This is a genomic window from Pseudoduganella sp. S-14 (assembly GCF_049913285.1).
Taxonomy (GTDB): Bacteria; Pseudomonadota; Gammaproteobacteria; order Burkholderiales; family Burkholderiaceae_D; genus Rugamonas.
The window spans coordinates 3406648-3426248 of the sequence record NZ_CP183991.1 but is presented as its reverse complement, the minus strand read 5'-3'; the positions used below and the strand labels follow the sequence as shown (position 1 = coordinate 3426248).

The 19601-nt window shown below is 62.1% G+C and carries 15 protein-coding genes; 5 read left to right on the top strand and 10 right to left on the bottom strand.

Annotation, left to right across the window (positions count from 1 at the left end; all coding sequences use genetic code 11):
* Nucleotides 1-72: 72 nt before the first annotated feature.
* Complete coding sequence (locus tag ACN9MZ_RS15700) at nucleotides 73-648, top strand: helix-turn-helix domain-containing protein (protein ID WP_426337924.1); 576 nt, start codon at nucleotides 73-75, stop codon at nucleotides 646-648.
* A 22-nt stretch (nucleotides 649-670) separates the two neighbouring features.
* Here the strand turns inward: ACN9MZ_RS15700 and ACN9MZ_RS15695 are convergent, their stop codons facing one another.
* The gene (locus ACN9MZ_RS15695; protein WP_426337923.1) at nucleotides 671-1066 is read right to left on the bottom strand and encodes a GFA family protein; all 396 of its coding nucleotides are present in this window, start codon (nucleotides 1064-1066) and stop codon (nucleotides 671-673) included.
* Nucleotides 1063-1542, bottom strand: coding sequence for a GNAT family N-acetyltransferase (locus ACN9MZ_RS15690; RefSeq protein ID WP_426337922.1), 480 nt, complete (start codon nucleotides 1540-1542; stop codon nucleotides 1063-1065). The genes ACN9MZ_RS15695 and ACN9MZ_RS15690 overlap by 4 nt, the downstream gene beginning before the upstream one ends.
* 225 nt (nucleotides 1543-1767) lie before the next feature.
* On the opposite strand from ACN9MZ_RS15690, the gene ACN9MZ_RS15685 reads away from it, so the two are divergent.
* A complete protein-coding gene (locus tag ACN9MZ_RS15685; protein WP_426337921.1) occupies nucleotides 1768-3165 on the top strand; it encodes a hypothetical protein in 1398 nt (465 codons plus the stop codon).
* Between the two features lie 82 nt (nucleotides 3166-3247).
* Complete coding sequence (locus tag ACN9MZ_RS15680) at nucleotides 3248-4627, top strand: hypothetical protein (RefSeq protein WP_426337920.1); 1380 nt, start codon at nucleotides 3248-3250, stop codon at nucleotides 4625-4627.
* Nucleotides 4628-4643: 16 nt separating this feature from the next.
* Here the strand turns inward: ACN9MZ_RS15680 and ACN9MZ_RS15675 are convergent, their stop codons facing one another.
* The 4 genes from ACN9MZ_RS15675 to ACN9MZ_RS15660 all read right to left on the bottom strand — a co-directional run bounded on the left by ACN9MZ_RS15675 (nucleotide 4644) and on the right by ACN9MZ_RS15660 (nucleotide 12327).
* Entirely contained in the window at nucleotides 4644-7049 is a 2406-nt protein-coding gene (locus ACN9MZ_RS15675; RefSeq protein WP_426337919.1) for a zinc-dependent metalloprotease, read from the bottom strand.
* 2 nt (nucleotides 7050-7051) lie between these two features.
* On the bottom strand, nucleotides 7052-9223 hold the full coding sequence (locus ACN9MZ_RS15670) for a prolyl oligopeptidase family serine peptidase (protein ID WP_426337918.1): 2172 nt from the start codon (nucleotides 9221-9223) through the stop codon (nucleotides 7052-7054).
* Between the two features lie 90 nt (nucleotides 9224-9313).
* A complete protein-coding gene (locus ACN9MZ_RS15665) occupies nucleotides 9314-11689 on the bottom strand; it encodes a putative bifunctional diguanylate cyclase/phosphodiesterase (RefSeq protein ID WP_426337917.1) in 2376 nt (791 codons plus the stop codon).
* A gap of 2 nt (nucleotides 11690-11691) precedes the next feature.
* Nucleotides 11692-12327, bottom strand: a complete 636-nt coding sequence (locus tag ACN9MZ_RS15660) for a methylamine utilization protein (protein WP_426337916.1) — start codon at nucleotides 12325-12327, stop codon at nucleotides 11692-11694.
* A gap of 117 nt (nucleotides 12328-12444) precedes the next feature.
* Here ACN9MZ_RS15660 and ACN9MZ_RS15655 point away from each other — a divergent pair, with 117 nt between their 5' ends.
* Both ACN9MZ_RS15655 and ACN9MZ_RS15650 read left to right on the top strand, forming a co-directional pair.
* Nucleotides 12445-14274 carry a GGDEF domain-containing protein gene (locus ACN9MZ_RS15655; RefSeq protein ID WP_426337915.1) on the top strand — a complete coding sequence of 610 codons (1830 nt, stop codon included), beginning with the start codon at nucleotides 12445-12447 and terminating at the stop codon, nucleotides 14272-14274.
* 14 nt (nucleotides 14275-14288) lie between these two features.
* Entirely contained in the window at nucleotides 14289-14855 is a 567-nt protein-coding gene (locus ACN9MZ_RS15650; protein WP_426337914.1) for a DUF5625 family protein, read from the top strand.
* Nucleotides 14856-14861: 6 nt separating this feature from the next.
* On the opposite strand, the gene ACN9MZ_RS15645 is transcribed toward ACN9MZ_RS15650, so the two are convergent.
* The 4 genes from ACN9MZ_RS15645 to ACN9MZ_RS15630 form a co-directional block, all read right to left on the bottom strand.
* Nucleotides 14862-15833: a tetratricopeptide repeat protein gene (locus ACN9MZ_RS15645; protein ID WP_426337913.1), complete on the bottom strand. Its 972-nt coding sequence runs from the start codon at nucleotides 15831-15833 to the stop codon at nucleotides 14862-14864.
* A gap of 74 nt (nucleotides 15834-15907) precedes the next feature.
* Nucleotides 15908-17887 (bottom strand): TonB-dependent receptor, encoded by a 1980-nt coding sequence (locus ACN9MZ_RS15640; RefSeq protein WP_426337912.1) that lies wholly within the window; start codon nucleotides 17885-17887, stop codon nucleotides 15908-15910.
* A gap of 81 nt (nucleotides 17888-17968) precedes the next feature.
* Nucleotides 17969-18325: a hypothetical protein gene (locus tag ACN9MZ_RS15635; protein WP_426337911.1), complete on the bottom strand. Its 357-nt coding sequence runs from the start codon at nucleotides 18323-18325 to the stop codon at nucleotides 17969-17971.
* Nucleotides 18326-18344: 19 nt separating this feature from the next.
* Entirely contained in the window at nucleotides 18345-19595 is a 1251-nt protein-coding gene (locus tag ACN9MZ_RS15630; protein WP_426337910.1) for an Hsp70 family protein, read from the bottom strand.
* Between the last annotated feature and the right edge of the window lie 6 nt (nucleotides 19596-19601).

The window sequence follows — 19601 nt, the reverse complement described above, 5'->3', positions numbered from 1 at the left end:
GGCCGGAATTCACTATATTGAACGTAAATTCGATATACGGAATCCTACTTTACTATATTGAACTCTGCAAGCGTGAAGCCGAACATTTCAACCAACGCCCCGCCGGAAGTCGGCGCCGCCCTGCAACGACTGCGCCTGGCCCGCGGCCTGACGCTGGAAGACCTGTCCCGCATTGCCGGGGTTTCCAAATCGATGCTGTCCCAGATTGAGCGCGAGAAGGCCAATCCGACCATTGCCATCACCTGGCGCCTGGCCAATGCGCTGGGCGTGCAGATCGGCGAACTGCTCTCCGATGTCGAAAAGGATGTCGAAGCGATAAAGTTGATCGATGCGCACGAAACCCCTACCCTGCCCGGCGCGCACGCCGGCTATGTGCTGCGCATCCTGGGACCGATGGAGCTGGCCGGCAAATACGAATGGTACGAGCTGACCCTGTCGGCAGGCGGCGAACTGGTGTCGCAACCGCACGATCCTGGCACCACCGAGCACCTCACCATCCTGCACGGCTCAATGGAGCTGGAGGTCGGCGCTAACAAGAAGAAAATCAAACTGGGTGGCACGGCGCGCTACGCTGCCGACGTGCAGCACGCCATCCGCAATCCAGGCAAAACTGAAGCCAAGGCACTGCTGGTGGTGATCCACCGCTAGCGGTGGAATCGTGCAGCGGCAATCAGGGAATCCGCTCCGCATCGGGCGGCGGAACCACCCAGGCGTGCATTCTTTCTTCGTAGACCGACACCCGCGGCGCGGGAAAGCCAGGATCTGCAAAAGCCCCGACCGGAATTCCGACGAAGCCATCAATGCTATCAAGGCCGTAATAGACCGTCGAACCGCAAGTCGGGCAGAAATGAAATTTGGCCTTGCCGCCTTCATCGCCAATCCGGACGTACTCGGTCGAAGTTCCAGACACGGTGACGTTCTCACGCGGGAACCTGGCCTGCTCGCCGAACACGCTGCCAGTCCTGCGCTGGCACGCCAGGCAATGACAGATCGAGATCCTGACAGGTTCGCCAACAACTTCAGCGGTGAGTTGACCACAACTGCAAGAGGCGAGGCGTTTTGTCATCGCATTGCTCCTGTTAGATGTTTGACCTGAAGGTCTGGCTTCGCTTCGTACATGCCTGGGAAATAGCGCTCCATGAGCGATTGCGGATACAAAGGCGCCGTGAAGCCATACTGCGCATACAGTCCATGCGCGTCGCCAGTGGCAAGCGTAAAGCGGCGCAAACCCTGAAGTTCGGGATGTGCGAAGACTGCGGCCATCAGCGCCTTGCTATACCCTTTGCCCCGATGCCCGGGCAGGACGAAGACGTCCACCAGGTTTGCAAAGGTCGTGTAATCGGAGATCACGCGGGCAAATGCGATTTGCTCCCGCCCCAGGAAGCCGCCAAAACAAAGCGAGTTCGCCATCGAACGTTCGACCAGCTCGCGCGAAATGCCCCTCGCCCAACTGCTCTGCTCCGAAAGGAATCGATGCACGAGCCCAGTATCTATCTCGCCTGCTTTTGTGGTGATCCGGAATTCACTCATGCTGATGAACACAGTTGATTGAAAATTCCGCAAATGTTAGCACGGCTGCGTTTCTGCCCAAGCGCCCCGCAACAAATTTCGAGGCTGTGACAAAGCGTGTATGTCTAGGCGGCCTGGCCGTCTATATTTAACTGGCAATCCCCTCAATTCATTCATCATCAACCGGTTGCAACCACCGCAGCTCTTGCGCGTACAGGCGCGCCATAAAAACTCAATCATCTGGTGAGGAGCGCTACCATGACACAAGCTGAAGTAGCAAAGCTGATCCAAAACATCTTCGACAACATCTTCAATTCCGTAACGCAGGCCGAACCTGGCGGCAAACCCGTCCTCCAGGCTTCGACCACCGTACTCTCATTGATGAAGCCCGGCCTCGCCATCAATTCAGCCGACTTCCGCAACCCCTGGACTCCGGGTAACAGCAATGGCAGCCAGGACGCTGCCATCAACACCGCAGAATTGGTGGACGTAGCGCCAAAGATGTCGGCCGTCTATACCGACAGCACGCGCAAGATCAGCGAGATGTACAAACAGATGCTGGACGGCGTGCACATTCCTGCACAACCGCCTAATCCGGCAGTCGAAAAGCAGCTCACCGATGCCGAAAACTACCTCTTCCGCACGATTACCGTGACCGATCCGGACACCGGCGAAGAGACCAAGAAGAAGATCGAATCGCAGGTTTACCGCGACTACCTGGACAACCAGGCCGCGTACAACAATGCACGTATCGCCTACATTGGCGCCTTCCTGGAAGCCCAGAAAACCACGACCGGCAAGAACACCTGGCCGATGGTCGCATCCACCTTGCAGATCCCTGTGAAGACCGCCTACGACCGCTGGCGCGCTGAAGATGCCAACAAGGTCGAGCAAAACCTGGCTATCAAAACGACCTCCGTCCAGAATGCACTGCAATTGGCCTGGAAGCAGGCGCAGGACCTGTTTGAAGGCTACGGCGTGGTATTGAACGACACCGGCACCGGTCTCTCGCCGAAGGTGTACCGCGTCCAGCTGCTGCCGTCGGACTGGTATAGCAGTACCAGCAAATCCAGCGGCTGGACCACCTTCGACTCGGCATCGAGCAGCGTGGCAAACAGCTCTTCGTCCGACTTCACGTCCTATGGCGGTTCGGCGGGCTTCAGCCTCGGGCTGTTCAGCATTGGCGGTTCGGCCGGGCATAGCAGTTCGCAGCAGCACGCCAGCTCGGAGACCAACGGCCTGCGCGTCAGCTTCGAATATACGCTGGTCACTATCCGGCGCCCGTGGATGCAGGCCAGCCTGCTCTCGACCAAGGGCTGGGACCTCGGCAACCTGTACAAGAAGGGAACGCTTTCCAACGGCAGCAAGGCACACCAGGACGGTGAGTTGATGCCGCTGTTGCCAACCTCCTTCGTCGTGGTGCGCAAGCTGAAGATCTCCGCCAACTGGGCCAAAGCGGACTGGGACCTGATCACTTCCAAAACCAGCGGCGGAGGCGGTTTCGGGATCGGGCCTTTCAGCATCTCCGGCAACTATGCCCACTCCAGCACCAACCAGAAATTCTCGTCGGCGCTGGCGGCGGGGACGATCACGGTACCGGGCGTGCAGATCATCGGCTTCATCAGCCAGGTCGTACCATACAGCCCACCGGCCTAGCGTCTCGCCTTGATTGAACCCATGGGAGGCGGCTCCGCACGGAGCCGCCATTTGTACACGCTGCTTTCAGCAAGGGGGATCCATGTCCAATACCGTCGACTTTATCGGCGCGGTGTATGACGAACTGGCAAGGCTGCTGAATATATCGGACGCGAATCCTTCCACCGTCATGCAAATGGCGTGGCCTGGGTTTTCGCTGTCTGCGCAGGACTTCAAGGCGGCCAACAGCCCGAACGGTCCCTACGATCCCCAGGTCGCAAAGGAAACGTTCTCGCATATAGCGAACATTGCGCCATCGCTGGCCAACGCCTACTTCCAGAACTCCGGGCTCGAAGTGGATGACCTGTACGAAATCCTGCTGACCGGTGCGATTCCGGGCGGCGCCACGCCGGACGACATCGGCACCAATCCGATGTACAAGATGTTCAGTGACTCGCAATACGAGTTTCTGCAGGCCAGGACAGGCAGTTCAAGCGATCCCAATTCCTTCTACTATCCCTGCCTTGCAACGCCATCGAACTGGTACGACGAAGCCGCTGCACAGTTCTGGCCCACGCTGAACATGCAATCGGGGGCAATCAAGCCGGCGGCGCAAAATTCCCAGTTCGTCAAGGCCGGCGGCCCAACATTGGTCACCAAGGGTGTGTGGAAAATCCGGCCGGCCGATGTCACCAAGGCCAACGTGATCAAGGCCAGTGCCAACCAGCTGATCATGAAGAGAGCACAGCTGACACTCGCCAAGCCAATCGGGCCGGTTCCAGTGGTGACAAAGCCATTGAACCTGCATGCGGCGGCGGCCATCAAGGCAATGCCGCCCGTCGCCGCCCTCGCCGGAGTCAAGCCGGCTGCCATGGACGTGACAAGGTCGCCCGTATTCGTAGCGAACCTTGCCAAGGTAAACGCCCAGGCCTTGTTCAAGCACAAAAGCGCGCCCGCAAGTTCCTACAACAGGTATAACCTGGCCAAGCAGCTCCAGGCGGTTGACCTGACGCAGAAGGATCTGAACGTCGGACGCATCGACGTCGCCAATCGCTACCATCTGGTGAACCTGGTCAACGAGGAATTGCAGACCAAACCCGCCGGCGCCAGCGACAACTTCAGCATCTCCTTCAGGTACTGCCGCGTGAACATCGACCGCAGCTGGTTCAAGCTCGCCCTGCTGAAAACCAAAAACTGGTACATGTACGGCACCAAGGCCGGCGAATATTCGAATGGCTCCGGCACCGACAATCCAGGTATGTTCCCGTTGCTGCCCACATCGTTCATCGTCATCCGTGATCTGAAGATTAGCGCCAACTGGTCGAAGGAGGACCGGCAAAACCTCGGTCAGGCAACTGCCCTGGGCTATTTCGACATTCGCGATTCGACCCTGAACAAGGACACCTTGGAGGTAAAAGGCCTGCAGATCCTCTGCTGGCTTTCCACCGTCATGCCGCAACTGCCGCCGATGGCCCCACCCTGACCCCGGCGGTCCTCAGTCAGATTGGCGCGCCAGGCGGAATGGCCGGCAAAGCGCGCAGCTTGACGCTGCGCGGATCGGCCAGGTAGCGCAGTACATGGTCGGCTGCCTGGGCGCGGCTGGCGGCGGTGGTGCCCTTGCCCGGATTTGCTTTCAACCAGCCGGCGAACTCACGCAGCTGCTGGCGCAGTCCGGCGTCGACGTTGGCATGGAGCTTGCCACCGTCCAGTGTCTGGAGGAGCGCATCGAGCACGACCCAGTTTGCGGCCAGTTGGACGGCCTCGCCACCGACCGCATTGACGGGCATTGGGCCGCGCTTCCAGCCACGCGACAGAGCGGCTTCGACAACTTCGTCGGCACCTGGCATAGCAGCGTCGCGCGCGTGCTGCCAGTACAGGCGGTTCAGGCGGCCGGCTTCGAACAGGAAGCTCGCTGTCTGTGCTGCGCCGGTTTCGGCTGCTGACAGCGCGTCGAAGACAGCGGTCATGCGGCTGCCGAAGTACTCCTTGTTGCGTTCAAAGCCTGTCGATGGCGGCGACAATTGGTCCAGCACACCCGCCGGCAAAGCGAGATATTCGGCACGCAGCGTATCGGCCAACCTTGACAGCGCGACGCGCTGGGTCGGGGCAGGCGTAACCTTGATGCCCGCGGCAGCGCGCCCGGCGCGGATATCGGCACTGGTGGCCGATTCGTATTCGCCGCCAGCCAGCAAGCGGGCCACGGCTTCGCCCTGATAACGTTGCAACAGGTACACCGGTACCAGGCGCGCCTCCAGTTCGCCGGCCTGGCGCTCGTCGGGCAGGACGTCAAGCGAGAAGTTGTCCAGCGCACGGCGACGGATGGCGCCGAGCTGGTCCCAGGTTTTCAGGGTGTCTGGGCCAAAGTCCCACAACAGCCCGTTCGGGTGCGATGCGCCGGCCGCGCGCGAGTCCTCGTCCGAGACATATTGCAGGCCAGCGGCACGGGCTTCGCTGCGCAGCCCGGCCAGGGCGGAAGCTTCTGCTTCGCCGCCGCCGAAATCGCCATAAATGTGCTTCACCACGTAATCGTCCCAGGCGCCAACGCCTGTACCGTAGGCGTCCTGCAAGTCGATCGCGCCATCGGAACCGAGTTTCAGCGCCGGATGCGGGTAGTCCATTACCGAACCGTTACCCTGCCGGCTCGCCGCGAAGTTGTGTGCAAAGCCAAGGGTATGTCCTACCTCATGGGCTGCAAGCTGGCGCAGGCGTGCCAGCGCCATTTCCTCGGCGAGCTTGCGGCGCCCGGCAGGTGCTGATTTGCCGTAAGGCGCCAGCAAGGCTTCCGCAATCAGGATATCTTGTCGCACGCGCTGCGAGCCGAGCGTCACCGCGCCGCGAATCACCTGGCCCGTGCGTGGATCGGCAATCGCATTGCCATACGACCAGCCACGCGTAGCGCGGTGCACCCAGGTGATCACGTTATAGCGCACGTCGGCCGGGTCCGCCCCTTCCGGCATCAGTTCGACACGAAAGCCGTCCTTGAAACCAGCTTTTTCAAAGGCGCTTGTCCACCAGCGCGCACCTTCGAGCAGCGCGGAGCGAACGGGCTCCGGCGCGCCGCGGTCCAGATAGTAGACGATAGGCTTGCCGCCTTTTTCCAGGCGATGGCGCACTTGCCAGCGCACGTCAAGGCTGCTGGCAAGCGGCGTGGCGAAATCATAATAGCCCGTATCAAAGCCGCCGGAAAACGGATGGTAGCGGCGCGGCTTGTAGCCGTTGTCAGGCAATCGCACCATCGAAATATGCTGGCGCATGGACAGGCTGGCCGGATCGGCCGCTACCTGCTTGACATATTCACCAGTACCCGGCCCGGCAAAGGTCAGCAAGGACTCCAGCTCAATATTGTCGGGGAATGCCTTGGCATCCGCCGCCAGCACGGCGCTGCGTTTTTCATCCACGCGATAGGCGCCCTGCCTGGTTTCGTCGAGCCGCTGCACCACGCCGTGCTGGTCGGCCAGCAGGAAACTGGAGAAGTCGACCAGGTGGCGTGCCCCTTCGCTGGCAATGATCTCGCCCGACCACAACACCGCACCCGCAAAGGACTCCGCCACGGCATTGCGCTCGTCGGCATCAAGGGAACGTGCCACAAAGCGCGTGTTCTCCTGCACCAGGAACAGGCGGTTGCCGAACTTCTGGAAACTTACCAGTTTCGGGCTGCCCGGCTGGCCGCGGTCCAGGCCGACGTCGTTGGAGCCCAGGGCATAAGGCAAGGACGAGACCAACAGGAAGGGCTGGTCCAGTTCTCGCACGGACAGCAGCACCCTGCCCTTTGCCGCGTCGCGCCAGACTTCGATGAAGCCCGGCTGCGCCGCAAGCGAGCGGGTCTGCTCGGCGAATGATTCAGACGCTTGTGCCGCCGTGGCCGGCGCAAGCAGGGCTGTCCACAGCAGCAGGAGCGCACGCATGTTTACTGGCCGCCAGTGGTCGTTGCCGCTGCCGCGGGACGCATGTCCAGCGCACGGGTCAGGAAGCCCCAACGGTCTGCCACTTCCTCGATCAGCTTGGCGGTCGGCTTGCCGGCGCCATGGCCCGCCTTGGAATCAATGCGGATCAGGATGGGAGCGGCGCCGGCCTGCGCGGCTTGCGCTGCGGCGGCGAACTTGAAGCTGTGCGCCGGCACCACACGGTCATCGTGGTCGGCAGTCATCACCATGGTGGCCGGGTAGCAGCCGCCCTGCTTCAGGTTATGCAGCGGGGAGTACTTGAGCAGGGCCTTGAATTCGTCCGCGTTGTCGGAGGAGCCATAATCCGAGGCCCATGCCCAGCCGATGGTGAACCTCTGGAAGCGCAGCATGTCCATCACGCCAACGGCCGGCACCGCGGCGCCGAACAGCTCCGGGCGCTGGGTCATTGCGGCGCCAACCAGCAGGCCGCCATTCGAGCCGCCGCCGATCGACAGCTTGGCTGGCGAGGTCACCTTGTTCGCCACCAGCCATTCAGCCGCGCCGATGAAGTCATCGAACACGTTCTGCTTTTGCAGCTTGGTGCCGGCCTGGTGCCACGCCTCCCCGTATTCCCCGCCGCCGCGCAGGTTGGCAACGACGTACACGCCGCCCATTTCAACCCATGCCAGGTTCGAGACCGAGAAGCTCGGGGTCAGCGAAATATTGAAGCCGCCGTAGCCATACAGGTAGGTAGGATTGCTGCCATCCAGCTTCATCCCCTTCCTCGACACGATGAACATCGGCACCCTGGTGCCGTCTTTGCTGGTGAAGAACTCCTGGCGCGTGTCGAAGGCGCTCGGATCGAAGTCGACCTTCGGCTGGCGATAGACGCTCGACTTGCCGCTCTTCATGTCCAGGCGATAGATCGTGGTCGGCGTGGTAAAGCTGGTGTAGGCGTAGAAAGTCTCGGTGTCGCTTGCCTTGCCGCCGAAGCCGGACGCTGTGCCCAGCCCCGGCAGCGCAATTTCGCGTACCGGCTTGCCCTTCAGGTCGAACACCTTGACTGCGCTATGCGCGTCGCTCAGGTAGTTCAGCACCAGCTGCTTGTTGACGATGCTGGCGCCGGCCAGGGTTTGCTGCGCCTCCGGAACGATTTCCTTCCAATTTTCGATGGCGGGCTTGCGGATATCGATGGCGACGATGCGTGAGCGCGGCGCATTCTTATCGGTCAGGAAGTAGAACACCGGGCCTTCATTGTCGATGAAGTTGTAGGAGGCATCGAATGCCTCCAGCAGGCCAACCACTTGCGCGTCCCTGGCTTTCAGGTCTTTGACGAAGACCCGGTTCTTTGCTTCGGTACCATGCGACCCGTTGATCACCAGGTAGCGGCCATCGTCGCTTACTTCTGCGCCAAAGCCCCATTCTTTCTGGTCCGGACGGTGATAAACCAGCGCGTCGCTGTCTTGCTGGGTGCCCAGTTTGTGGAAGTAGACCTTCTGGAAGTAATTCACGCCGGCCAGCTTGCTCTCTTCGATCGGTTCGTCGTAGCGGCTGTAGTAGAAGCCGGAACCATCGGCGGCCCATGCGGTGTTGGAGAACTTGACCCACTGGATATGATCGGCCAGGTCCTTGCCGGTCGCGATATCGCGCACCTTGATTTCGTTCCAGTCGGAGCCCGATGCGGCGGTGCTGTATGCCAGGAATTTGCCATTCGGGCTTACGGCAGTGCCGGCCAGCGCCACGGTGCCGTCGGTCGCCAGCGTGTTGGGGTCGAGCAGCACGCGCGGGGCTTCGGACAAGCTCCTCGCCGTGTACAGGACCGCCTGGTTCTGCAGGCCGTCGTTGCGGCTGTAGAAGTAGCGGCCGCCCTTCTTCGACGGCACGCCATAACGCTCGTAGTTCCACAGCCTGGTCAGGCGCGCCTTGATCGCCTCGCGTTCAGGGATCTGTCCCAGCCACGCTTGCGTTACCTTGTTCTGCGCAGCCACCCACGCCTTGGTTTCGTCGCTGTTGGCGTCCTCCAGCCAGCGGTATGGATCGGCGACCACGGTGCCATGGTAATTGTCCTGCTGGTCGGCCTTCCTGGAATCCGGATAGGCCACGGCCTGCGCAGTCGATGGGCAGGTCTGGGCCAAGGCAGGCGCGGAGAAGGCGGCGAACAGCGAGAGAGCTAGGGTGGCGCGCTTGAATGGCATATGTCGTCCGTAGAGTAGTTATGATGCGGCAGCGATCATAACGTGAACTTTGACGAATAAGTAACTCTCCGAAGCCGGCGCCGCCAGCTATTATTCGGCCAATGCTGACGCTTTCCAGTTCTCGACCCAGCCTGCCAGTTCGCCGGCCGGCATCGGGCGGCTCATGAAATAGCCCTGGCCCTGGTCGCAGCCCATCTCCGCCAGGATGTTCCAGGCGGCCTCGCTCTCGATGCCTTCGGCTACCACGCGCAAGCCCATATTGTGGCCAAGGTCGATGGTCGAGCGCACGATCTTTGCGTCGCCCACGTCATTCGCCATGTTCAGTACAAACGATTTATCGATTTTCAGTTCGTCGACGGGCAATCGTTTCAGGTAGGCCAGCGAAGAATACCCTGTGCCGAAATCGTCAATCGAAAGATCGCAGCCCATGCCATGCAGCCGTTCCAGCGTTTGCTGGGCGCGCACCGGGTCGTCCATGATCGCGCTTTCCGTGATCTCCAGGCAGAACGCGCCAGGCGAAACATGGTGGCGCATGAAGATCTCGCCGAACTTGAATGGCAATTCCTGGTCCAGCAGGTCGCGCGTGGAAAGGTTGACCGAAACCTTGAGATGAATGCCGCGTTGCGCCAGCTCATGGCACAACTCCGCCGAGCGCTCCAGCACCCAGTGCGTGATAACGCGGATGAAACCGGTCTGCTCGGCAAACGGGATGAACTGGTCAGGGAAAACGTTGCCGCGCACAGGATGCTGCCAGCGCACCAGCGCTTCCATGCCCACCACGTGGCCGGTGGCCAGGGTCACCTTCGGCTGAACGAACAGGCGCAACTGATTGCCCTCCACCGCCTGGCGCAATTCCGTCAGCAGCGACAGGCTTTGCTGGCTGCCTTTATCGATCGCGTCCTCATAGACTACGGCGCCTTCGTTGCGCTGCTTGGCGGTGTACATGGCGATCTCCGACTTGCTCAGCAACTCTTCGCCATCGACGCCATTCTCGGGGAAGCCGGCAATGCCGATGCCAGCGCCGATGTCGACCATCTGCTCGTCCAGCGACAGCGGCGATTCCAGCGCCTGCAGGATCTCGGCTGCGACGACCACGGCCTGGTCCAGGTTGGAGATGGCCAGCAGCACGGCGAATTCGTCGCCGCCCAGGCGCGCCACCTGGGCCGGCTGGCGGCGGTTGGCCAGCTTTTGCATCAGTCGGCCCGCCACCTGCTTCAGCAAGGCGTCGCCGAAACTGTGGCCCATCACGTCGTTCACATGCTTGAAACGGTCCAGGTCCATCATCAGCACATACACCGAACCGCCGCGCTTGCGCGCTTCGCCAATGGCTTCGTTCAGCAGCAGCAGGAACTGGGCGCGATTCGGCAGGTTGGTCAGGGGATCCCAGTACGCCAGCCGGCGGATTTCCTGTTCGCGCTTGGCGATACCGTCGCGCATGCTGCCCAAGGCGTGCGCCAGTTCGCCGATCTCGTCGGCGCGGGAAGAGCCGATATCGACCTTGTAATCGCCCTGCTCCAGCTTCTTGGCGGTATCGGCCAGCTGGCGAAGCGGTTGTGCGATGCGCTTGGCTGTCAGCACGCTGGCTACCACGCACACCACCATGCCAACGACAGTCAAGCCGAGCAGCCAGCGCTCCAGGCGCGCATATTCCGCAGTTGCTTCGTCGATCGAGCGGCCCAGCATCGCCACCGCGACATTGCCATCGTCCACGCCAATCTTCGTCATGTGCACACTGAGCTTGTCGCCACTGATGTCGACGTCGAACGCTTCGGCTGGCATGCCGCCCATGCCTTGCAGCTGCTGCATGATGCGCTCAACGGCGGCCGGCGCCAGACTGGACGCCACGGGAAGCCAGCGCCCGTTCGAATCGCGTGTCAGCAGCAGGGTTTGCAGCGCTGTGGTTTCCTGCATGTCGCGCGCCAGGCGTTCATCCAGCGGGAACGTCATCACCACGAAGCCGATCGTCACCGGCGCCTTTACCGGCACCACGACGACCTGATACGGCAGCCGCTCGACGATCGCAATGCCATTCGCGCCTTCGCCCTGCTCGGCCTTGTCCAGCATGGCCATCACCATGTGCTCCAGGCCCGCGGCCTGCGCGTCGCTGGTCGCAGCGACAACCCTGCGCTCCGGGCTCACCAGCATGGTCATGGCAGCCTTGATGCGGCGGCCATGGTTGGCCAGCGCCGATTCGATGGTGGCGCGATCATCGTCGTCCGTATTGCCGATCGCCGACAGGAAGCCGGCGTCGCGCGATAGCAGGCGTGCGCCGTTGCGCAGGTTTTGCGCGTTCTGGTCCATCAGCCGCGCAAAGACCTTGCTGCCGTTGACCAGTTCCGAGGCGATCGCAGCCCGTGCATTGCTGTCGATGCCGCGCTGGATCACGACCAGCCCGACCAGCTGCACCACGATCAGCAACACGAGGAACAGCGTGACGATACGGCTTTCAAGGCTGCGAAATCGCATGATCAGTAGCCTTGCGCGTCCGGATCGCTTGCAGGACGCTTGAGCGAGAGCCGAAAGGCAGCACTAGCCGGGCCGTCGGCAAGGCGTACGGCCTGCTCCGAAGGATTGCCGCCCGCTATATCGGGATGCCAGGCCTTCAGCACGTATTTGCCGGGGGGAGCGTCCAGCGCCACCTCGCCGCTGGCGTCGGTCTTGCCGAAATACGGCGTGTCGACGACGCGCACGTAGGCGATCATCTTGTCGTGGATATTGCAGCCCAGGACCACGGTGCCCGGCTTGTCGAACGTCTGCGGGTCGGCGGTGGTGCCGGAATACAGCTTCTGGTCGAATTTGTGCGGCGCGGAAAAAGAATAGATATGGTGCCGCACCTTGTCGTTATTCGGGAAATAGATCTTGCTGCCGGTCTGGATCACCGTTACCAGGGGAATGAACTTCAAGCCCTTCTGGCTGATCTCACCGGCATTTTGCAGCTTGGGCAGCGGCTGGCCGCCATCGGCTTCGAGGTAGACCACGACATCCGCGAGCGGCTTGCCGTTTCCATCGGCGACGTGCACGGCAACTCCGCTGGCCGCGACGGCGGCACCGGAAAAACAGCAAGCCGCCAATGCAGCGGAACGGATCAAGAACTGGCGAGGCATCGTTCTCAGTCAAGGACGTGGAAGCTTATTGTAACGCCAAAAAGTGTTTCCAGCGTTCATCACGCTGTCACAATTGCGACACAGAATGATGGGGTTGCCATTTTTGCGACCGCCATCGTGAGCACTTCTACCGCCACCCTCCCGCACAACGTGAGTTACCTGCGTCCTCCGCCAGACGACTTGCTCGGCCAGCACCTGCTGGACATCATCCAGCGCCGCCAACTGCACGCACTGTTCCAGCCTATCGTCCACATGCAGAGCGGCGAGATCATCGCATACGAAGGCCTGATTCGCGGCCCTTCCGACAGCCCTCTGCATTCGCCCCTCAACCTGTTCCGCGTGGCGCGCGCCAACAACCGTTCGCGCGAAGTGGAATACCTGTGCCGCCGCATCGTCCTGGAGCGCTTCGCCGAACTGCAACTGCCCGGCAAGCTGTTCCTGAACGTCAGCCCCGAGTCGCTGGTGCGCCAGCACGCCGGCAGCCAGGGCGAAACACTCGGCTACATCCACCAATTCGGCCTCAATCCCGCCAACGTCATCATCGAGCTGACTGAAAACCAGCCCACTTACGACTACGAACGGATGCGCGAAGCGGTGCTGCATTACCGCAAAATGGGATTCCAGATCGCGATCGACGACCTGGGCGAAGGCTTTTCCAGCTTGCGCCTGTGGTCCGAGCTGCGCCCCGAGTTCGTCAAGATCGACATGCATTTCATCCAGGGCATCGATCACGACCCGGTCAAGCTGCAGTTCGTACGCTCGATCCAGGAAATCGCCGACAAATCCAACACCCTGGTCATCGCGGAAGGCATCGAGAAGGCAGCGGAACTGCTGGTGCTGCGCGACCTGGGCATCGCATACGGCCAGGGTTACCACCTGGGACGCCCCCACATCCAGCCGGCACGGGCCCTGCCGGCGGAAGTAGTCAAGGTGCTGGGCCGCAATGGCGTGGCGGTTTACCCGCAACGCGCTGCCGAGAGAAATGCCGTGTCCATCCGCAAGCTGTTGCACGACGTGGCCGCCGTGCCGCCGTCCATGCACAACAACGACGTCTATGAAATCTTCATGGCCGATCCCAAGCTGATGATCATTCCCGTGGTGGACGCAGGCCGCCCGTTGGGCCTGGTATCGCGCTTCGAAATGATCGACCACTTCGCGCGCCCCTACCAGCGCGAGTTGTACGGCAAGAAAGCATGCACGCTTTTCATGGATGCCAAACCGATCATTGCCGACGTCGACACCAGCCTGCAGGACCTGTCCTGCCGCATGGCCGAATCGGATGCGCACCACCTGTTCAATGGTTTCATCATCACCGAAGGCGGCAGCTATGTCGGCATGGGCACGGGCCATGACCTGATGCGCGAGATCACGCAAATGCAGATCAACGCTGCGCGCTACGCCAATCCGCTGACACAGCTACCGGGCAACGTGCCGATCAACGAACATATCGACCGTTTGCTGGAGAGCCGCACGCGGTTCTGGGTCTGCTATGTGGACCTTGACCACTTCAAGCCCTTCAACGATGTCTATGGCTATCGCCGCGGCGATGACGTGATCCAGCTGACAGGCCATATCCTGGCCAAGCACGGCGACCGCAATCGCGATTTCGTCGGCCATATCGGCGGCGACGACTTCGTGATCCTGTTCCAGAGCGAAGACTGGGAGCAGCGCTGCCACGCCGTGCTGGACGATTTTGCCACCGCCATCGCCGACTTCTACAGCAACGAAGACCGCGATCGCGGCGGCTATATCAGCGAGGACCGCCAGGGCAAGAAAGTCTTCTATTCGCTAATGAGCCTGTCGGTGGGCGTGATCCGGGTCGAACCGCACCAGTACTACTCGCACCACCAGATCGCAGCCAGCGCGGCCGACGCCAAGAAACAGGCCAAAAAGATACATGGCAACAGTCTTTTCCTTGACCGACGGCTGCAAACGCAGGGGGCGTAGTCTATATTGGATTCATGAGCCCATTCATCTACAACCTGTGCCAGAAACCCATTGTCGGCTTGGCGATGGCAACTGTCGCACTGTGTGAGTTCCCTCCGCTCATGAAGGACGTCCAGATGAAGCTTGGGGAAGCGGGCAGCGTGGCCGCAGCCGACGTCGAAGTGCCGGTGGATCTGAACTACTCCTTGATGCTTGAAATGAGCAATCCCGCCGGCGAATCCCTAAGCAAGCAGGAAGTGTCGATCATCGGCGACCGCCGCGTGGAAGAATGCGACGAGAACGTCGACCTGGCCAAGGTTGCCAGGCAGGATCGCGCCAGCTTCGGCCGCCGCATGACATTCAAGGTGGAGGTGCGCCACAAGCCGGACAATCTGCTGGTTCATTCGCGCACCGTGAATACCTTGTGCGTGGCCAGCAAATGGGCCAACCAGCGTTCGCGCAGCCTTGGCAATTTCCTCCTGGCCCGAGGAGCCTACAGCGTGCGCATCGAGAACGTGGAGGCCCAGCCCGGGCTGGAACGCCTGACCACCGCGGTGGTACTGGCGCCGGGCACCAACCATCCCCTGACCGCACAGCGCTAAGCCACATCAGCGCGGGCTGTTGCGCGCCTCCGGCACATGGCGACGTGAGCGCAACGTTTCATCGAAATCAATATTGCCGTGGGCCTGCTCGTCAGGCAGCGCCGCAATCGCCGCGCCGCCACGCAAGCCCGCCAGATTGTGCCGCGCCAGGGCGTGGCCCTGGGCGGCCGCGCGCCTGTACCAGCGCAATGCTTCAGTTTCGTCCCGCGTCACGCCCTGCCCTGTTGCATACAGCACGCCAAGATTGTTCTGGGCCGCAGCATCGCCTTTTTCAGCTGCGCTGCGATACCAGTGCACGGCCTGCACCAGGTCGCGCTGCACGCCGTCGCCGCAGGCATACAGCACGGCGACGCTGAACTGGGCCTGCGCCGAACCGCCTTCCGCGGCCAGGGTGTACCACATCAGCGCCTGCGCCGTGTCGCGTTCCACGCCGGTACCGTGGGCGAACATGCTGCCCAGCAGGCATTGTGCGTGGACTTCGCCGCGCACCGCCGCCTTGCGCAACCAGGCTTGTGCCAGCTTGCAGTCCGCCGCCACGCCGCGTCCGTTCAGGTAGGCCTCGCCCAGCAAGGCCTGTGCACTGGAGACGCCTTGTTCGGCTGCGCGGCTGAACCAGCGCGCCGCCATCTCTTCATTCACCGGCACGCCGCGGCCGCGCCGGTACATCTGCCCCAGGTTTTGCTGCGCGGCGGGATCGCCCTGGCGCGCAGCGCGCCGGAACCAGTACAGGGCTTCGGCATCGCTGCTTCCGATGCCGACACCCTTGTAATACATGGCTCCAAGCTGGTTCTGGGCAAAGGCCAGGCCCTGGAGCGCCGACATGCGCATCCAGCTGAATGCCTGGCGCGCGTCGGCCTCGACGCCGTGCCCGTTTTTGTAAAGAAGCGCCAGGTTGAACTGGGCGTAGGGATCGCCCCGCTGGGCGGGGTCAAGGAACCACCGGAAGATGCGCTCCCGGTCTGCCACACGTTTGCCCATCGTCGCCTCCCCACCTCAGATTGTTATCTAAAGTATAAGAAGCGACTCCGTGCTACGTTTGATTTTGCGCAAACTCAGAACTTGGCGCGCACACCAAAGACAAGGCTGCGGCCGGGCAAGGGCGAAACGTCCTTCAGCAGCGAGGTCGATACACGGATTTCGTCATTCAACAGGTTCTTCGCGAGCACGAACCAGGTCAGGTCCATGTCCTTCAGCTTCTGCGTATACGACAGGTTTGCGTTCAACTGGTTGTAGGAACCGGTTGGCGTGGACTCGAAAGCTGCCAGGCGATCTTGCGCCTGGGCGTGAATCCACGTGGCGCCAGCGCGCCAGCTGGCCGTGCGGTAGCCAATGGTGGCGCCCACCCGCGATGCCGGCTGCAGCGGCAGGCTGCCGCTGTCTTTCAGGTCGCCATGCGAGGTATCGGCAAACAGGCGGCCGTTCAGGCCCATGGCCAAGGGGTTGTATTCGATCTCCGCCTCGGCGCCGCGCACGGTGGCGTCGCCCTGGCTGAACAGGCGCTCGCGGAACTCGCCGCCATCATTTCCCTCTTCATCGAGGGTGCGCCCGGTAACGTGGCCGTAAATGAAGTCGGAGATGCTGTTGTGGAACAGGTTGGCTTTCCAGCGAATCAGGCCGGCCGTCTTTTGCAGCGAGAACTCGATATTGCGCGAAGTCTCCTTGCGCAGGTTCGGGTCGCCCTGGTCGAAGGTGATGGTCGCATCGTGCGGGCCGCCGGAGTACAGTTCCTCGGTCGATGGCGCGCGCTGCGCACGCGACAGCGTCAGGCCGGTCGCATAACCCGGCGTGAACGACCACAAGGCCCCCAGGGCGCCGCTTTGCAGCGAGAACGAACGATCCAGCCCGCTTACCGGTTCGCGCTTGATGCGTTCCAGGCGCAGGCCGGCATTGACGCGCACCGGCCCCCATTCCTTTTCCTCGACCAGGAAGCCGGCGGTCGAATTCGAGCGGGTCACCGGTACGGTGTCGGGCCCGCCTTCCGCGCTCAGCGCCGAGAAGTGCGTCAATTCGGTCTGCATGCCGAAAGTGCCATGCCAGCCGCTGATTGCCTTGTGCACGGCCTCGGCACGGGTTTCGACGGCGCGATTCTTGAACAGCACTTCCGGCTGGCCATCGTCGCCCAGTTCCGCATGGTGGTAGTCCGTGTAGCCGGCCTTGAACTTGGCCGATTCGATGCCGGGCAGCGGGTTCTTGAACAGGCTGTCGATATCGTAACGGGTCTGGTGCTGGTCGATTGTCGAACCCTCCGCACTCGGGATGCCGTATTTGTTGTCCAGGCCCGAGACGGAGGCGCCGACATAGCCCCAGCTATCGATGTAGGAACCGCCAAAGCCGGCCCCCTTTTCCTTGGTGCCGGAATGCGGCAGGCGGCCCGAAGCCGAGTCAGGATCGCCTTCGATGCGGTTGCCCGGAATCTTGTAGTCGCCGGTCTGGCGGGTGTTCGCATCCAGGTGCAGCGCCACCTTGCCGATAGCGCCGTCGATGGTGCCGGAGCTCGCCTTGCCGTCATCGACGGTGCTGTAGCGCGCTTCGGCCTGGCCGGTCAGTTTCGACTCCAGCGCGGGCGGAATGCGCTCGTTTACCACGTTGACCAGCCCGCCAATCGCGCCCGAACCGTACATCAGCGAAGCCGGCCCACGCAGGATTTCGATCTGGTGCGCCACCGAACCTTCCGCAGATACCGCGTGGTCGTTGGACAAGCCTGAAACGTCGGAAACAGCCATGCCGTTCTCCAGCATCTTCACACGGGCGCCTTCCAGCCCGCGGATGATCGGGCGCGATGCGCCGGCGCCAAAGGCCGAGGACGACACACCCAGCTCGGACGACAGCGTTTCGCCCAGCGAGTTGGCCATCTTGTCGCGCAATTCGTCGCCGGACAGCACTTTGGCCGGCAGCAGGATTTGCTCGGTTTCGCCCTTATGGAAAGGGTTGGCGGTCACGACGACCTTGGTCACTTCGCCGTCATCGGCGCAGGCAATGGCGGATACGGCCGACAGGACGGCGCCTGCCAGCAAGGAGTACTTGAAATTCATATTTAACCTCTGGATACGACAAACAATAGGCAACGCGCGGCGCAGGGCCGCGGCGGCAGCAAAAGCACGACGTTGTTTGTGTCAGGCCAGCGGTGGCGCGCGTGAATCGTAGGCACGTGCGGTGCGTGCGCTGTAAAGCTGCGGCAAGGCGGCGCCGGCTTGCGGCGCGTTGAAGTCGACAGACGGGAAGGTGAAGCTTGGCGTGTGGATCGCGGACGCCAGCGAGGCAAAGGCCGCGCACTGGCTGCAGTTGTGATCCAGCGCGAGGCCGGCGCTCAGGCCATTGCCATCGACGTCGACATTGCTTGCCTGCTGCTGTTCGCCGCCATGGCGGAATTCCGACCAGTGCGAAACCGCGTGCACCATCCCGAGCTGCTGGGACAGGACCAGCAGCACCGCGAGCAAAACGTGCAGGAAATGGCGATTGGCTTTCTTCACGGCGGCTATTGTAAGCAGATTATGCAAACTTGCGCAATGCATCACGCGCCAGGCCGGCGCCGATGCTGCCGAACAGGTCGCCCTCGACACGGCGGGCGCCCGGCACCAACGCGGCAATCCGCTCGCGCAGCAGTCGCACGCCGCTGGAACCGCCGGTGAAGAAGATGGTGTCGACCTGCCCTGGCTGGACGCCGGCGTCGGCCAGCAGCTGGGTCACCGTGGCGCCGACGCCCGCTACCAGGTGCTCCACCGCGCTATCGAAACCGCTGCGCGTCACCTCCAGCAGCACCGGCGGCGCAAGGCGCTCCAGGTCGAGCTGCACCTGGTCCTCGCTGGACAGGCCGATCTTGGCCTCTTCCACTTTCAATGCCAGCCAGTGCCCGGCACGCTCCACGATCAGGTGCTGCAAGCGTTCCAGCTTGGCCGGCTCGCGCGCATCGCGGATCATTTCCGTCAACTGCGCCTGCATCTTGCGCGTGTAAGCCTGGTTGATCGTGTGCCAGGTCGCTAGGTTGAAGTAGTAACTGGACGGCACCTCGGCGCCGTTCAGGAACTGGCTGCCATAGCCCAGCAGCGGCATGACGCTCGACAGGCTGAGGTACTTATCGAAATCGGTGCCGCCGATATGCACGCCGCCGGTGGCGAGGATGTCGTCCACCCGCTCGGTATGCGCCACCCGATCAGGACCAAGCCGCACAAGGGTGAAGTCCGATGTGCCGCCGCCGATGTCGGCAATCAGGACCAGCTCTTCGCGGTCGATCTGCGCTTCATATTCGAAAGCGGCCGCAATCGGCTCGTACTGGAAAGCCACCTCGCGGAAGCCGACGCTGCGCGCGATTTCGGCCAACGTATCTTGCGCCAGCTGGTCGGCAACCTTGTCGTCATCGATGAAATGCACCGGGCGGCCCATCACCACATGGTCGAAATGGCGGCCGGCTGCGCTTTCGGCGCGGCGCTTCACTTCCCCGATGAACTGGGACAGCAGCAGGCGGAAGGGCAGCGCACGGCCGCCAACCTCTGTCTGGCCATCAATCAGGCTGGTGCCCAGCAAGCTTTTCAGGGAACGCATCAGGCGCCCTTCGCAACCGGCCAGGTATTCGGCCAGCGCGGCGCGGCCATAGCTGGTCTCCTCGTCTTCAGCATTGAAGAAAACCACGGACGGCAGGGTCATCTTGCCATCTTCGAGTTCCAGCATGATGGGCTGGCCGGGGCGCACCCATCCTGCGGTGGAGTTGGAAGTGCCAAAGTCGATGCCGCATGCCTGTGCCATCTTAAT

What these genes read in the sequence shown, in the direction of transcription:
- ACN9MZ_RS15695 (WP_426337923.1), bottom strand. Translation starts at nt 1,066, where the DNA reads ATGACAAAACGCCTCGCCTCTTGCAGTTGTGGTCAACTCACCGCTGAA.
- ACN9MZ_RS15685 (WP_426337921.1), top strand. Translation starts at nt 1,768, where the DNA reads ATGACACAAGCTGAAGTAGCAAAGCTGATCCAAAACATCTTCGACAAC.
- ACN9MZ_RS15680 (WP_426337920.1), top strand. Translation starts at nt 3,248, where the DNA reads ATGTCCAATACCGTCGACTTTATCGGCGCGGTGTATGACGAACTGGCA.
- ACN9MZ_RS15675 (WP_426337919.1), bottom strand. Translation starts at nt 7,049, where the DNA reads ATGCGTGCGCTCCTGCTGCTGTGGACAGCCCTGCTTGCGCCGGCCACG.
- ACN9MZ_RS15670 (WP_426337918.1), bottom strand. Translation starts at nt 9,223, where the DNA reads ATGCCATTCAAGCGCGCCACCCTAGCTCTCTCGCTGTTCGCCGCCTTC.
- ACN9MZ_RS15665 (WP_426337917.1), bottom strand. Translation starts at nt 11,689, where the DNA reads ATGCGATTTCGCAGCCTTGAAAGCCGTATCGTCACGCTGTTCCTCGTG.
- ACN9MZ_RS15660 (WP_426337916.1), bottom strand. Translation starts at nt 12,327, where the DNA reads ATGCCTCGCCAGTTCTTGATCCGTTCCGCTGCATTGGCGGCTTGCTGT.
- ACN9MZ_RS15650 (WP_426337914.1), top strand. Translation starts at nt 14,289, where the DNA reads ATGAGCCCATTCATCTACAACCTGTGCCAGAAACCCATTGTCGGCTTG.
- ACN9MZ_RS15645 (WP_426337913.1), bottom strand. Translation starts at nt 15,833, where the DNA reads ATGGGCAAACGTGTGGCAGACCGGGAGCGCATCTTCCGGTGGTTCCTT.
- ACN9MZ_RS15640 (WP_426337912.1), bottom strand. Translation starts at nt 17,887, where the DNA reads ATGAATTTCAAGTACTCCTTGCTGGCAGGCGCCGTCCTGTCGGCCGTA.
- ACN9MZ_RS15630 (WP_426337910.1), bottom strand. Translation starts at nt 19,595, where the DNA reads ATGGCACAGGCATGCGGCATCGACTTTGGCACTTCCAACTCCACCGCA.